Origin of the sequence: Phenylobacterium sp. (assembly GCF_041913825.1) — a bacterium.
Taxonomy (GTDB): domain Bacteria; phylum Pseudomonadota; class Alphaproteobacteria; order Caulobacterales; family Caulobacteraceae; genus Phenylobacterium.
The window spans coordinates 1-13176 of record NZ_JAYSEO010000047.1 but is presented as its reverse complement, the minus strand read 5'-3'; the positions used below and the strand labels follow the sequence as shown (position 1 = coordinate 13176).

Sequence of the window (13176 nt, the reverse complement as noted above, 5' to 3'; positions counted from 1 at the left end):
AGCTGCCGGACGCCTTCCTGCGCCGCTGCTTCTTCCACTACATCCGCTTCCCCGAGGCCGAGACGATGCAGCAGATCGTCGAGGTCCACTATCCGGGGATCAAGCAGAAGCTCGTCGCCGAGGCCCTGCGCATCTTCTACGACATGCGCAAGGTGCCGGGCCTGAAGAAGAAGCCGTCCACCTCCGAGCTGCTCGACTGGCTGAAGCTGCTGATGGTCGAGGACATCGACGAGGCCGCCCTGCGCGAGAAGGACCCGACCAAGCTGATCCCGCCGCTGCACGGCGCCCTGCTGAAAAACGAGCAGGACGTGCACCTCTTCGAGCGCCTGGCCTTCCTGGCGCGGCGCGAGGGCGCGGGTTCCCGGCCGGGCCAGTAGGCCGCCGCGCCGGCGCCCTTACGGCGAATTCACTCGATTTTACCGAGGGCTCCGGCCACCCTTCTGGGGAATGGACCGGAGCCCTTTCCACATGAAGTCCCTGCTTCCCCTCGCCGCCGCCACGCTGGCGCTTGGAGGCCTCGCCGCCTGCGCCCCGGGCGGCCCGCCCGCCCAGCGGGCGGCGCTCGATTGTCCCGAGACCCAGGGCGACCTGACCCGCACCGCCGTCGCGCCTGACCGGCGCAGTTGCACCTACGTGACCAGCCGCGGCGCCGAGGTCCAGCTCCAGCTCGTCGCGACCGGCGGCGACCCCGAAGGCGCCCTGCGCCGGATCGAGGCCCAGATCCCCGCCCCCGCCCCCGGCGCTGCCGTCGCTGCGGCGCCCACGGAAGGCGCCGGGACGCGGGCCGCCGAGGCCGGCGCAACCAGCGCCCGTGACGCCCAGGCGGCCGTTCGTGAGGCCCAGGCGGATGCGGCCGCCGCCATCTCGCCCGACAGCACCAAGACGATCACCGCGACGGTCGACGTGAAGACCGGCGAGGACGCCGAGCAGACCGCTTCCGCCGGCGACGGCGAAGTCACCCGCGTGCGCCTCCCCGGCATCAGCATCACCGCCAGCGGGGACGACGCCCAGGTCAAGGTGGGCGGCGTCTCCATCGACGCGGACGGCGACCACGCCACCGTGCGCATGTACCGTGACGTGCGGCTGAAGGGCGAGGCGTTCTCCCGGCAGAAGCGGGGCGTTCGCGCCACCCTCGTGCGCGAGGGCGAGTTCGCCGGCGGTTATCGCGTCGTCGGCTACGAGGCGGGCGGCCCGAAGGCCGGCCCGATCGCGGTCGCCGTCGTGAAGTCGAAGGCCGATACCGACGGCCCGGACGGCGACCTCTACGAGGACGTCGCCAACCTGGTCCGCCGCAACGGCGGGGTCTGAGCCCCGCCCCCGCGGGCTCAGGCCGGCTGCACCTCCACCACCTTGTAGGTCAGCGGCCGGCCGTCCTCATCGGTGACCGTCACGTATTCGCCCACCGCGAAGCGGTGCTCGCCCAGGCGATGGACCGGCTCGTCATCGGCCGAGTCACTGTCGTCGTAGTCGAAGAACCAGCGCGTGCCGCGGCGGTTCAGCCGCCCGTCCGTGGGATCCTCGTCCGGCGCGAACCGGCGCACCGAGCACTTTTCGCGGACCTTGGAGAACTCGGCCTCGTCCAGCATGCCATCCGGGGTGAGCGGGGCCGTCAGGGCATAGCCGCGGTGGTCGTCGCCTCCGGCGAATTCGGTGCCAGGGTTGCGGGCAAGCCGCATGACGATGCGCGACAGGGGCATGGATTTCACCTTCTAGAGCTAGTGAGACAAGAACAACGACGGCTGGTCGGAGTTCAACAGCGTCCGCGTGGCGCCGCCGAAGATGAACTCCTGCAGCCGCGGGTGGCCGAACGCGCCGGCCACCAGGATCTCTGCGCCGGCCGCGCGGCTCGCCGCCAGCAGGGCGGGCGCCGCCTCGCCGGTCGCGGTGAGGATCTCGAGGTCGGCCCGGACGCCGCGGGCGGCATAGTAGGCCTGCAGGCGGGCCGGATCGAAGCTGCGGGCGCTGGCCTTCGGCGCGGCCAGGATCACCACCTTCTGCGCCTTTTCGAGCAGCGGCAGCGCCAGGCGGGCCGCGCGGCTCGCCTCCTTGCCGCCGTCCCAGGCGACGGCGACAGTGCCGCCGATCTTCAGCCCCTCGCGGGCGATCAGCACCGGCCGCTGCTCGTCGGCCACGATCTGCTGGAACGCCTCGGCCAATGGCCCGCGGCCGCGCGAGGGATCGGAATTGAACACCACGACGTCCGACAGCCGGCTCTCGGCCGACAGCCCCGCCCACACCGGGGTTTGCAAGGCGATGAACCGCCGCTTGCCGTAGCTCAGCGCCTCCATGGCCGCGCGGGCGCTCTTCTCCCCGGCGGCGGCGGCTTCCTTCAGCGACTCCAGGGCGGTCGTCTGCACCCCGCCCAGGAAGCCCTCGCCCATCCACGGCATCACGTCGGCCACGTCGGCGGGTGTGTAGACGCAGGCCACCTCGGCGCCGAACGGCTCGGCGAGCATGACCGCGGCGGCCACGGCCGCGCGGTCGCCCTGACCGCCCGACAGCGGCGCCATGATCCGCGCCCAACTCATGGGTTCGTCCCTTCCATCCTGTGGAGCTTGGACCCGAAGGCCTCAGGCTCGCATTGATCTTTCTCAGGGTCTGGGCCAGTTCACAGCCTGACCATGGAGGGAATGCGCCGGTGAGGAAAGGGCTGCGTAAAGCCAAGCAGGAGCCCCGGGCGTGGCAGCGGATGCTGTCTGGGCGCCGGCTGGACCTGCTCGACCCCTCGCCGATGGACATCGAGATCGAGGACATCGCCCATGGCCTGGCGCGGGTGGCCCGCTGGAACGGCCAGACCGTGGGAGAGCACGCATTCTCGGTGGCGCAGCACTCGGTGGTGGTCGAGGAGATCATGGCCCACATCCAGCCGGACCTGGAGCCGCGATGGCGCCTCGCGGGCCTGCTGCACGATGCCTCCGAGTACGTGATCGGCGACATGATCTCGCCGTTCAAGGCCGCGCTCGGCGTCGATTACAAGACCTTTGAGGAGCGGCTGGAGAACGCCATCCACATCCGCTTCGGCCTGCCGGCCAAGACGCCGCTCGCCATCAAGAAGCTGATCAAGCAGGCCGACCGGGCCTGTGCGTGGTTCGAGGCGACCCAGCTCGCCGGCTTCGGTCGCGACGAGGCGGACGACTTCTTCGGCGAGCCGCCGGACGGCTACCAGCTCGTCATCGAGCCCTGGGCGGCCAATCTGGCGCAGCAGCGCTACGTCCAGCGCTTCCACATCCTCTCCGAGGCGGCGGGATACACCCCCTCGCCCGCCGCCTTCGACACGGAGTGACCGGCGTGCCCACCTCGGTCGTCATCGGGCTCTCGGCGGTGGTGGTGGCCATCTGCGAGGGCGAGGCGGTCGTGCTCACCCTCAAGTTCCCGGGCGAGGAGCTGCAGGGCCTGCCGTTCGGGCCGTTCGACCCGGAGGGCCACCGCACCTTCGAGCTGGCCCTACGCGCCTTCGTCAAGGCCCAGACCCGCTTCGACCTCGGCTATGTGGAGCAGCTCTACACCTTCGGCGACAAGGGCCGCGACGCGCCGCTCGCCGACATGGGGGCCGGCGCCGCGCGGGTGATCTCGGTGGGTTACCTCGGCCTGACGCCGGCCGCCCTCGACGGACACTCGGCCGCCTCCGGCTGGCAGCCCTGGAACCGGTTCTTCCCCTATGAGGATTGGCGCGACGGCCGACCGGCCTCGCTCGCGCCTATCGAGGCGGCGCTACGCGCCCGGGCGTCCGGGCCGGAGCAGCTCGCCCGCGCCCGCCTGCTCTTCGCCCTGGACGGCGCGCCCTGGAACGAGGAGCGGGTGCTCGAGCGCTACGAGCTGCTCTACGAGGCCGGCCTGGTGCACGAGGCCGCCCGCGACCGCGGCGAGGTCCAGCCAGACAGCCTGCCGCCCACCGGCGAGCCGATGATCTCGGACCACCGCCGCATCCTCGCCACCGCCCTCTCCCGCCTGCGGGGCAAGCTGAAATACCGCCCGGTGGTCTTCGAGCTCATGCCCGAGGCGTTCACCTTGTCGGCCCTGCAGCGAGCGGTGGAGGCGATCGCCGGCGTGCCGCTTCACAAGCAGAACTTCCGCCGCGCCTTGGAGCGCGCCGAGCTGGTGGAGGGCCTCGGCCGCATGGACGCGGAGACCGGCGGCCGCCCCGCCGAGCTCTTCCGCTTCCGCCGCGAGATCCTCGCCGCCCGTCCGGTGAGCGGACTCTCCCTGCCCCTGCTGCGCGACCAATAGCTCCGCGCGACCCTGGGCGGGGGGCTCAGGCCGCCTCGCGTTCGGCAGGGGCCGGGACCGTCCGGCCCGCCTCCCACTCGGCCTTCAGCATGGCGCTGGTCTGGCGGCTGCCGTCGGGGCTCCAGCCGGGGGCGCCGAACACCCAGCCCAGGGCGTACCGCGGCTGGCGTACGAGGTCCCTGGCGATGCCCGCCCACTCGTGGAACGCCACCCGGAAGATGTTGAAGGTGCCGAGGTTGCGGACGATCCCGTAGCGGCACGGCTCCTCGTCGAGCTCGGGCTGGAAGGTGCCGAACAGGCGGTCCCAGACGATCAGGATGCCCGCATAGTTGCGGTCGAGGTAGCGCGGGTTCCGGGCGTGGTGGACCCGGTGATGGGAGGGCGTGTTGAACACGGCCTCGAAGCAGCGCGGCATCCGCCGGATCGCCTCGGTGTGGATCCAGTACTGGTAAACGAGGCTGATCCCCTTCTGGATGGCGATCATCGCCGGATGGAAGCCGAGGGAGGCCAATGGCAACCACAGGAGCCACGTGCCGGCCACCCCGCCTGTCCAGGTCTGCCGGAGCGCCGTCGACAGATTATAGTGCTGGCTGGAGTGGTGATTGACGTGCGCCGCCCACCAGATGCGCCGTTCGTGGCTGATCCGGTGGAACCAGTAGTAGGTGAGGTCCTCCAGAAGGAAGATCGCCACCCAGGCCCAGACAGCGGTCATCGGGATCGTGAACAGCCGGTGCTCGTAGGCCCAGAGGCTGGCCGCGAAGGTCACCGTGGCGAGCAGCGCGCCCGCGACCGTGGAGCCCAGGCCCATGCCGAGCGAGACCGCGGTGTCGCGCCACTCGTAGCGCGCCTGCGCCTTGCCCAGCCGGGCGAGGCCGATCTCCAGGATGATGCTGAGAATGAAGAACGGCGTCGCGAGCGTCACCGGGTCGAAGGCCGGCTTCATGCGGCGAGGTCCCTGCCGTCGGACGGCGGCCAGGAGCGCAGAGCCAGCACCGCGCGAGGCGCGGCCACGTCGGCGAGGTCGATGCACAGCTCGCCACGCCGGAAGGCGGCCGACAGGGCCTGCCCCCAAGGGATCTGGCGGGCCACGAAGCCGTCGCCGAAGCGGCAGATCACCAGCGCCGCGGCCCCCGACTTCGCCAGCGCCCCCTTGCCGTCCTCCGCCACCCAGACGGCCTCCACCGGCTTTGCCGGGAACTCCTCGGCGAACAGGGCGCGGGCCTGAGCGTCGGTGAGCGGCTGGTTCGGGCGCGCGATGCTGGCCCACGCGGCGAGGCCGACCAGCAGCGCCACGGCCAGCCCCGAGGCCGCCAACTGGATCAGATACGCTTCGTTCAACGCACGCTTCCTCCCTCGCGGAGGCTGCGCGCGAAGAGGCGGCGAGGTCAAGGAAAAGGCCCCCCGTGCGACACGGGGGGCCTTCCGGCCGGCGGACGATCGGGGACGTTGCCGCCCGCCGGCGGTCTCTTCGCCGCTTAGAACTTGCGGGTGTAGGCGATCGACCAGACGTCGGCATGGCCGGCGCCGTCGTCACGGAAGTCGTGGCGCGTCCAGTCGATCCGCACGCCGTTCATGCCGTCGAAATGGTGCTGGGCGCCCACGCCGAAGTTGAACGAGTCGCCGTCTTCCGAGGCCGAGACGCCAGCGGCCGAAGCCTTGATCTTCGTCGTGCCGTAGCCGATGCGGGCCAGCAGGTCGGTGTTCTCCGACAGCGGCGCGAAGCCCACGGCGTAAATCGCCAGTTGGTGCTTCAGCTCGACGTCGGCTTCCACGCCGCCGCCCAGGTCGACGTCGTCGTCCTTCACGCCGAAGGCGGCTTCGCCTTCCACGCCGAGCCAGGTGTTGGCCCGCCAGCCCAGGCGGCCCTGGAGCGCTCCGAGATCGACGTCGTTGGTGTCCGTCTGGGCGTAGCCCAGGGTGCCGTAAAGGCCGGACGGCATCGCCGTCTGCGCCTGCGCGATGGCCGGCGCGATCATGGCGATGGCGGCGGCGGAAGCCGCGGCGAACAGTGCTTTCATCGGAAGTAACTCCACTCTTGGGTGCGAACAGCCCCGGCCGTCCCTAGGTGGGCGCTCAACTCCGGCGACACCGGGTGGGTTCTACGGCTTGACTGTGGCAAGGCGCGGAGTGTGGCCCGTGGGACACAATGGTCGCTGACGCCCCGCGCGGCCGTGCTATCAAGCCCGCTTTCGGATTCCGGAGGCTTCCTTGACCGACGCCGTGATCGCCGCCACCGGCCTCTACACGCCGCCCAACACGCTGACGAACGCCGAGCTGGTGGAGACCTTCAACGCGTTCGTCGCCCGCGAGAACGCCCGCAACGCCGAGGCCATCGCGGCGGGCCAGGCGGAGGCCCTGTCGCCCTCCTCCGTGGAGTTCATCGAGAAGGCTTCCGGCATCAAGTCGCGCTACGTCATGGACAAGACCGGCCTGGTCGACCCCGACCTGATGCGCCCGATCATGCCGGAGCGGCCGAACGAACAGATCTCGATCCTGGCCGAGATCGCGGTGGAGGCGGCGATGGACGCGCTGGTCGCCTGGAACAAGCCGGCTTCCGAAATCGACGCGGTGATCTGCGCCGCGTCGAACATGCAGCGCGCCTACCCGGCCATGGCCATCGAGATCCAGGACGCGCTCGGCATCGACGGCTTCGGCTTCGACATGAACGTGGCCTGCTCCTCGGCCACCTTCGGGATCAAGACCGCCGCCGACTACATCGCCAGCGGCTCGGCCAAGGCGGTGCTGGTGGTCAATCCGGAGATCACCTCCGGCCACCTGAACTTCCAGGACCGCGACAGCCACTTCATCTTCGGCGACGTGGCCACCGCGGTGATCGTCGAGGCGGCCGACCAGGCGAGCGGCGGCTGGGACATCCTGGGCACGCGACTGAAGACCCAGTTTTCCAACAACATCCGCAACAACTTCGGCTTCCTGAACCGCGCCGCGCCCGAGGGCGTCGGCAAGCCCGACAAGCTGTTCGTTCAAGAGGGCCGCAAGGTGTTCCGCGAGGTGGTGCCGATGGTCTCGGAGATGATCGTCGCCCATGCCGAGGACCTGGGGCTCGACCCCACGGCCCTCAAGCGGCTGTGGCTGCACCAGGCGAACATCAACATGAACGAGCTGATCGGCCGCCGTGTGCTGGGACGCGAGCCCACGCCCGAGGAGAACGTGATCATCCTCGACGAGTACGCCAACACCTCCTCGGCCGGCTCGATCATCGCCTTCCACAAGCACAACGACGACTTCCGGCCGGGCGAGCTCGGGCTGATCTGCTCGTTCGGCGCCGGTTATTCCGCCGGCACGGTGTTCGTCCGCAAGCGGTAGCGCTAGGCTCCTCCGCAAGATCGGGGGAGCATCCGCATGAAGAGGTTCGTCGCCGTCGCCGCAGCCCTGCTGCTCGGCTCCTGCGCCACCGTCCAGCCGCCGGCTTACGACGTCGTGATCCGCAGCGGGACCATCTACGACGGCTCGGGCGGCCAGCCGTTCACCGGCGACGTCGCCGTTCGGGGCGACCGCATCGCCTATGTGGGCCCGCGCGCGCCGGGCCGCGGCGCCCGCGAGATCGCCGCCGCCGGCCAGGCGGTCTCGCCCGGCTTCATCAACATGCTCTCCTGGTCCACCGAGAGCCTGCTCCAGGACGGCCGGGGCCAGTCGGAGCTGCGCCAGGGCATCACCCTGCAGGTGATGGGCGAAGGGACCTCCATGGGCCCCCTGACGCCGCAGATGAAGGCGCTGGAGCTCCAACGCCAGGGCGACATCAGGTACGACATCACCTGGTCCACCCTGGACGAGTACCTGCGGACCCTGGAGCGGCGCGGTGTCTCCATGAACGTGGCCTCGTTCGTCGGCGCCGCCACCGTGCGGATCAACGTGCTCGGCGAGGCCGACGTGGACCCCACGCCCGAGCAGCTCGCCCAGATGCGCCGCCTCGTGATCCGCGCCATGGAGGACGGCGCCATGGGAGTCGGCTCCTCGCTGATCTACGCGCCGGGCAACTACGCCGAGGTGGACGAACTCGCGGCCCTGGCCACCGAGGCCGGCCGCTGCGGCGGCTTCTACATCAGCCACATGCGCTCCGAGGCGGACCGTTTCGAGGAGGCGGTGGACGAGCTGATCGAGATCTCTCGCCGCTCCGGGGCCCCGGCCGAGATATACCACCTGAAGGCCGCCGGCCGGAGCAACTGGCCGAAGCTCGAGCGGGTGATCGCGAAGATCGAGGCCGCCCGCGCCGGCGGCCAGCGGATCACCGCCGACATGTACACCTACACCGCCGGCTCCACCGGCCTCGACGCGGCCATGCCGCCTTGGGTCCAGGCCGGCGGCGTGGAGCAGTGGATCGCCCGGCTGAAAGAGCCGGCCACCCGCGCCCGGGTGCTCGTCGAGATGCGCGCCGAGACCCCGACGTTCGAGAACCTGATGCGCCACGCCGGCGCCGAGGGTACGCTGCTGGTGGGCTTCAAGAACGAGAAGCTGAAGCCGCTCACCGGCAAGACCCTCGCCCAGGTGGCCCGTGAGCGCGGCGTGAGCCCGCAGGACGCCGCCATCGACCTGGTCATCGAGGACGGCAGCCGCGTTCAGGTGGTCTACTTCCTGATGGCCGACGAGAACGTGGCGCGCCAGACGGCCCTGCCCTGGATGAGCTTTGGCTCCGACGCGGAGTCCCAAGCGCCGGAGGGGCCGTTCCTGCTCTCCTCCACCCATCCGCGGGCGTACGGGAACTTCGCTCGCCTGCTCGCCCGCTACGTCCGGGACGAGAAGCGGCTGAGCCTCGCCGAGGCCGTCCGCAAGCTCTCCGCCCTCCCCGCCCACAACCTCGGCCTCGCCGACCGTGGTCGGCTGCGCGTGGGCGACATGGCCGACGTGGTGGTGTTCGACCCGGCCCGGATCCAGGACCACGCCACCTACGAGAAGCCCCAGCAGTTCGCGACCGGAGTCAGCCACGTGCTGGTCAACGGCCAGCTCGCCCTGGAGAACGGCGAGCCCACCGCCGCGCGTCCGGGCCGCGTCGTGCGCGGCCGCGCCTGGACGGGACGGCCGGACGGCGGCTGCCGCAGCAGCGCCTCGGACTGGAGCTGGTAGACAAAAGACGCGCTCGCGCGTTCCGCCTCCGCCAACGGAGGTCGCGCAATGGCCGAACATGCCGCGCAGGATCTTGAGGACCTGCTCTACGAACTCGACAAGGCCGCCGAGGACAGCGGGCCCAAGGTGTCCGTGGGCGAGATCATGGAGACGATCGGCCGCCGCTCTTTTGGCCCGCTGCTGCTGCTCGGCGGCCTGCTCGGCATGACGCCGGTGGCGGCGATCCCCACCGCGCCCACGATCATCGCCACCATTACCCTGCTGGTGTCTGTGCAACTCCTGTTCGGACGCGACAGCATCTGGATCCCCCGCTTCCTCGAGAAGCTGTCGGTGAAGGCCGAGCGCGTGAAGAAGACGGTCCGGGTCAGCGAGAAGCCCGCCCGGGTGGTGGACAAGCTCGTGAAGCCGCGCCTGCAGGCGCTGACCAAGCCGATGGCCGACCGCGTGGTCGCCCTGGTCTGCATCCTCGTGGCGCTGTGCGTGCCGCCGCTGGAGCTGCTGCCCTTCGCCGCCTTCATCCCGAGCCTGGCGATCGCCACCTTCGGCCTGGGGCTGATCGCCCGCGACGGCCTGCTGGTGCTGATCGCCTTCGTGATCAGCACCTCGGCCCTCGGCCTGATCGTCTGGAAACTGTTCCTCTCCTAGGACCAGTTGGCGTCGGAGCGCATCCGCATCTCCCGCGCCGCCACCACGATGTCCTCCAGGTTCACGGGGTCGCTCAGGGGATCCTCGTCCAGGTGGGTGACCCGATTCAGCCGCTTCTGCCAGCGGCGCAGTTCCTCGCAATAGGCCTCCACCGGGACCCGGCGGAGATCGCCGTCCTCCTCCACGAGGTCGGCCAGCCCGTTGTGCACCCAGATGCCCTTGCCCCAGTCCTTCATGTCGACGGCGGGGAACAGGCAGAGCCCATGCAGGTCGATCCCCTGGTCCACCGCCGCCAGCGCCTCCTGCACCGTGTCGCGCAGCCAGTGGTGGCGGCCGCCCTCCAGCCCGCTGGTCTCGCCTATGATCATCGGCCGCCGGTAGCGGTCGTAGGCGTATTTCAGGAGGTGGCAGAGCGGCACGATGCGGTCGTCGCCGGGCGGCAGCGCCGCGTGCGGTCCGTGCGCGCGGTACTCCATCTGGCCGAACGAGTAGCAGTTCACCCCCAGCACATCGAGGATCTCCGGCGCCCCGCCGAGCTCGGGGTGGGCCTGCCCGGCGATGATGTCCCAGGCCAGGAAGGTGTCCTCGTAGGTCTCGTGACGGGCCGCCCCGCCGAGGTCCGGCCGGTCGCGCGGCGCCACCACGTTCACCAGCGGGTCGATGTGCACCATCCGGGCCTCGGGGCAGACCTCGCGGATCGCGCGTACGCCGGCGATGTCGGCCGCGCAGAGCCGCCGGCGGAGCTCGAACCTGTCCTCGCGCGACTTCCGGAACGGCGCGGCCCAGCCCCACTCTCCGCCCATGAAGGCGAAGAAGGTGATCTCGTTGATGGGCGTGAAGAAGTGCGGCCCCGGGCTCCTGGGCGTCACGTATTCCGCCACGGCCCGGCAATAGTCGGCGAACCTCGGCACGAAATCCGGCCCGAACGGGTCGAGGTCATCCGGGTAGCCGTAGTGACAGAGGTCCCAGATCGGCAGCACCTGCTGGGCGTGCTGCGCCTCCAGAAGCGGGTCGATCCAACTGAAGTCGTAGCGGCCGCCGCCCAGGTCGACGAAAGGCCAGGGGCAGCCCTCGCGGGCCACGCCGATGCCCAACCGGCGCAGGAAGGCGTAGTCGGCCTGGGCGTGCTGAAGGTGCCGCGTCTCGGCCGAGCAGTCGCGCCGGCCCTCGTCCTGCCAAACGAAGGTCGAGCATTCGAAGCCGGACAGGAAGAAGGTGGGGAACAGGCTCTGGTGCTGCGGCATGGGCGGATCAACCCGCCCATGCCCGAGCCGTTCCCCCGTGGGCCCTAGCGGTCCTTCTCGCGTTCGCCGATGGCCGCCTGGGCCGCCGCCAGCCGGGCGATCGGCACGCGGTAGGCCGAGCAGCTCACGTAATCGAGGCCCACCTTCTCGCAGAACTGGATCGAGGCCGGGTCGCCGCCGTGCTCGCCGCAGATGCCCAGCTTCACGTTCGGCCGCGTCGCCCGGCCGCGCTCGGCGGCGATGCGGATCAGGTCGCCGACGCCCTCCTGGTCGAGGCTGACGAACGGGTCCTTCTCGAAGATGCCCTTCTCGATGTAGGCGTTCAGGAACCGGCCGCTGTCGTCCCGGCTGATGCCGAACGTCGTCTGCGTCAGGTCGTTGGTGCCGAACGAGAAGAACTCGGCGTTCTCGGCGAGGTCGCCGGCGCGGATCGCCGCCCGCGGCAGCTCGACCATGGTGCCGACCATGTACTCGATCTCGCAGCCCTGCTCCTTGATCACCGTCTTGGCCGTGCGGTCGGTCAGGTCGCGCAGGAACTTCATCTCCTCGCCCTTGGCGACCAGCGGGTGCATGATCTCCGGGATGGGGGCGGGCTTGCCCGACTTGGCCACTTCGCAGGCGGCCTCGATGATCGCCCGGACCTGCATCTCGTAGATCTCGGGATAGGCGACCCCCAGGCGGCAGCCGCGGTGGCCCAGCATCGGGTTCACCTCGTGCAGCTCCTTGGCCCGACGCAGCAGCTTCTTCGGGTCCAGCCCCGTGGCTTCGGCGACCGACGCCACATCCTCCTCGGTGTGCGGCAGGAACTCGTGCAGCGGCGGGTCGAGCAGCCGGATGGTCACCGGCAGGCCTTCCATGATCCCGAACAGCTCCACGAAGTCCTGGCGCTGCATCGGCAGGATTTTCGACAGGGCGGCGCGGCGGCCGGCCTCGTCGTCGGCCAGGATCATCTCGCGCACCGCGGCGATCCGGTCCGGGTCGAAGAACATGTGCTCGGTGCGGCAGAGCCCGATGCCTTCCGCGCCGAACTGGCGGGCGGTCTTGGCGTCGAGCGCGGTCTCGGCGTTGGCGCGCACCTTCAGGCGGCGCACGGCGTCGGCCCAGCCCATCAGGGTCGCGAAGTCGCCGGAGAGCTCCGGCTCGATCATCTTCACCGCGCCGGCCAGCACCTCGCCGGTCGAGCCGTCGATGGTGATGATGTCGTAGGCCTTGAAGGTCTTGCCCCGGCAGTGGAACTCGCCGGCCTTCTGGTCGATGCGGATCTCGCCGGCGCCCGACACGCAGGGGCGGCCCATGCCGCGGGCCACAACGGCCGCGTGGCTGGTCATGCCGCCGCGGGCGGTGACGATGCCGCGGGCGGCATCCATGCCGCGGATGTCCTCGGGCGAGGTCTCCTCGCGCAGCAGGATCACCGCCTCGCCGGAGCCGCCGAGCTTCTCGGCCTCCTCCGCGGTGAACACCACCTTGCCGGTGGCCGCGCCGGGCGAGGCCGGCAGGCCGTTGGCGATCACGTCGCGCGGCGAGCCCGGATCGATCGTCGGGTGCAGGAGCTGGTCGAGGCTCGCGGGCTCGACCCGCATCACCGCCTCTTCCTTGGTGATCAGGCCCTCGGAGGCGAGGTCCACGGCGACCTTCAGGGCCGCCTTGGCCGTGCGCTTCCCGTTGCGCGTCTGCAGCATGTACAGACGGCCCTTCTCCACCGTGAACTCGATGTCCTGCATGTCGCGGTAGTGCTTCTCGAGCTTTTCCACGACGGACTTGAACTGGGTGAAGACCTCCGGAAGCGCCTCCTCCATGGAGGGGTTCTTCTCGCCCATCTCCTCGCGCGCGGCGCGGGTCAGCGCCTGCGGCGTGCGGATACCGGCGACCACGTCCTCGCCCTGGGCGTTGATCAGGAACTCGCCGTACAGCTTGTTTTCGCCGGTGGACGGGTTGCGGGTGAAGGCGACGCCGGTGGCCGACGTCTCGCCCATGTTGCCGA

Annotated in this window: 13 protein-coding genes and 1 pseudogene; 7 read left to right on the top strand and 7 right to left on the bottom strand. The window is 70.4% G+C overall.

The genetic code is table 11. The features are described from left to right. Both ACE3Q8_RS22885 and ACE3Q8_RS22880 read left to right on the top strand, forming a co-directional pair. Positions 1-377, top strand: a pseudogene (locus ACE3Q8_RS22885) (ATP-binding protein); the annotation flags it as partial. A gap of 91 nt (positions 378-468) precedes the next feature. Then, positions 469-1308: a hypothetical protein gene (locus ACE3Q8_RS22880; protein WP_374473198.1), complete on the top strand. Its 840-nt coding sequence runs from the start codon at positions 469-471 to the stop codon at positions 1306-1308. A gap of 17 nt (positions 1309-1325) precedes the next feature. On the opposite strand, the gene ACE3Q8_RS22875 is transcribed toward ACE3Q8_RS22880, so the two are convergent. Beyond that, positions 1326-1697 carry a hypothetical protein gene (locus tag ACE3Q8_RS22875; RefSeq protein ID WP_374473197.1) on the bottom strand — a complete coding sequence of 124 codons (372 nt, stop codon included), beginning with the start codon at positions 1695-1697 and terminating at the stop codon, positions 1326-1328. Positions 1698-1715: 18 nt separating this feature from the next. After that, positions 1716-2528: a universal stress protein gene (locus tag ACE3Q8_RS22870; protein ID WP_374473195.1), complete on the bottom strand. Its 813-nt coding sequence runs from the start codon at positions 2526-2528 to the stop codon at positions 1716-1718. Between the two features lie 161 nt (positions 2529-2689). On the opposite strand from ACE3Q8_RS22870, the gene ACE3Q8_RS22865 reads away from it, so the two are divergent. Both ACE3Q8_RS22865 and ACE3Q8_RS22860 read left to right on the top strand, forming a co-directional pair. Beyond that, positions 2690-3283 (top strand): YfbR-like 5'-deoxynucleotidase, encoded by a 594-nt coding sequence (locus ACE3Q8_RS22865; protein ID WP_374473199.1) that lies wholly within the window; start codon positions 2690-2692, stop codon positions 3281-3283. 5 nt (positions 3284-3288) lie between these two features. Then, positions 3289-4227 carry an NAD regulator gene (locus ACE3Q8_RS22860; RefSeq protein WP_374473193.1) on the top strand — a complete coding sequence of 313 codons (939 nt, stop codon included), beginning with the start codon at positions 3289-3291 and terminating at the stop codon, positions 4225-4227. Positions 4228-4252: 25 nt separating this feature from the next. Here the strand turns inward: ACE3Q8_RS22860 and ACE3Q8_RS22855 are convergent, their stop codons facing one another. The 3 genes from ACE3Q8_RS22855 to ACE3Q8_RS22845 form a co-directional block, all read right to left on the bottom strand. Then, positions 4253-5170, bottom strand: a complete 918-nt coding sequence (locus ACE3Q8_RS22855) for a sterol desaturase family protein (protein ID WP_374473191.1) — start codon at positions 5168-5170, stop codon at positions 4253-4255. Next, positions 5167-5565, bottom strand: coding sequence for a hypothetical protein (locus ACE3Q8_RS22850; protein WP_374473189.1), 399 nt, complete (start codon positions 5563-5565; stop codon positions 5167-5169). Before ACE3Q8_RS22850 ends, ACE3Q8_RS22855 begins: the two co-directional genes overlap by 4 nt. A 137-nt stretch (positions 5566-5702) precedes the next feature. Beyond that, positions 5703-6245, bottom strand: a complete 543-nt coding sequence (locus ACE3Q8_RS22845; RefSeq protein ID WP_374473187.1) for a porin family protein — start codon at positions 6243-6245, stop codon at positions 5703-5705. A 190-nt stretch (positions 6246-6435) separates the two neighbouring features. Here ACE3Q8_RS22845 and ACE3Q8_RS22840 point away from each other — a divergent pair, with 190 nt between their 5' ends. The 3 genes from ACE3Q8_RS22840 to ACE3Q8_RS22830 are packed head-to-tail and all read left to right on the top strand — an operon-like array spanning position 6436 to position 9951. Next, complete coding sequence (locus ACE3Q8_RS22840; protein WP_374473185.1) at positions 6436-7551, top strand: beta-ketoacyl-ACP synthase III; 1116 nt, start codon at positions 6436-6438, stop codon at positions 7549-7551. A gap of 36 nt (positions 7552-7587) precedes the next feature. Then, positions 7588-9306 (top strand): amidohydrolase family protein, encoded by a 1719-nt coding sequence (locus ACE3Q8_RS22835; RefSeq protein ID WP_374473183.1) that lies wholly within the window; start codon positions 7588-7590, stop codon positions 9304-9306. Between the two features lie 48 nt (positions 9307-9354). Beyond that, positions 9355-9951: an exopolysaccharide biosynthesis protein gene (locus ACE3Q8_RS22830; RefSeq protein WP_374473181.1), complete on the top strand. Its 597-nt coding sequence runs from the start codon at positions 9355-9357 to the stop codon at positions 9949-9951. On the opposite strand, the gene ACE3Q8_RS22825 is transcribed toward ACE3Q8_RS22830, so the two are convergent. Continuing rightward, a complete protein-coding gene (locus ACE3Q8_RS22825; RefSeq protein ID WP_374473179.1) occupies positions 9948-11195 on the bottom strand; it encodes a hypothetical protein in 1248 nt (415 codons plus the stop codon). The two genes, ACE3Q8_RS22830 and ACE3Q8_RS22825, sit on opposite strands and share 4 nt — an antisense overlap. Before the next feature lie 44 nt (positions 11196-11239). Then, a partial coding sequence (ppdK, locus tag ACE3Q8_RS22820; RefSeq protein ID WP_374473177.1) for a pyruvate, phosphate dikinase occupies positions 11240-13176 on the bottom strand: 1937 nt, incomplete at its 5' end.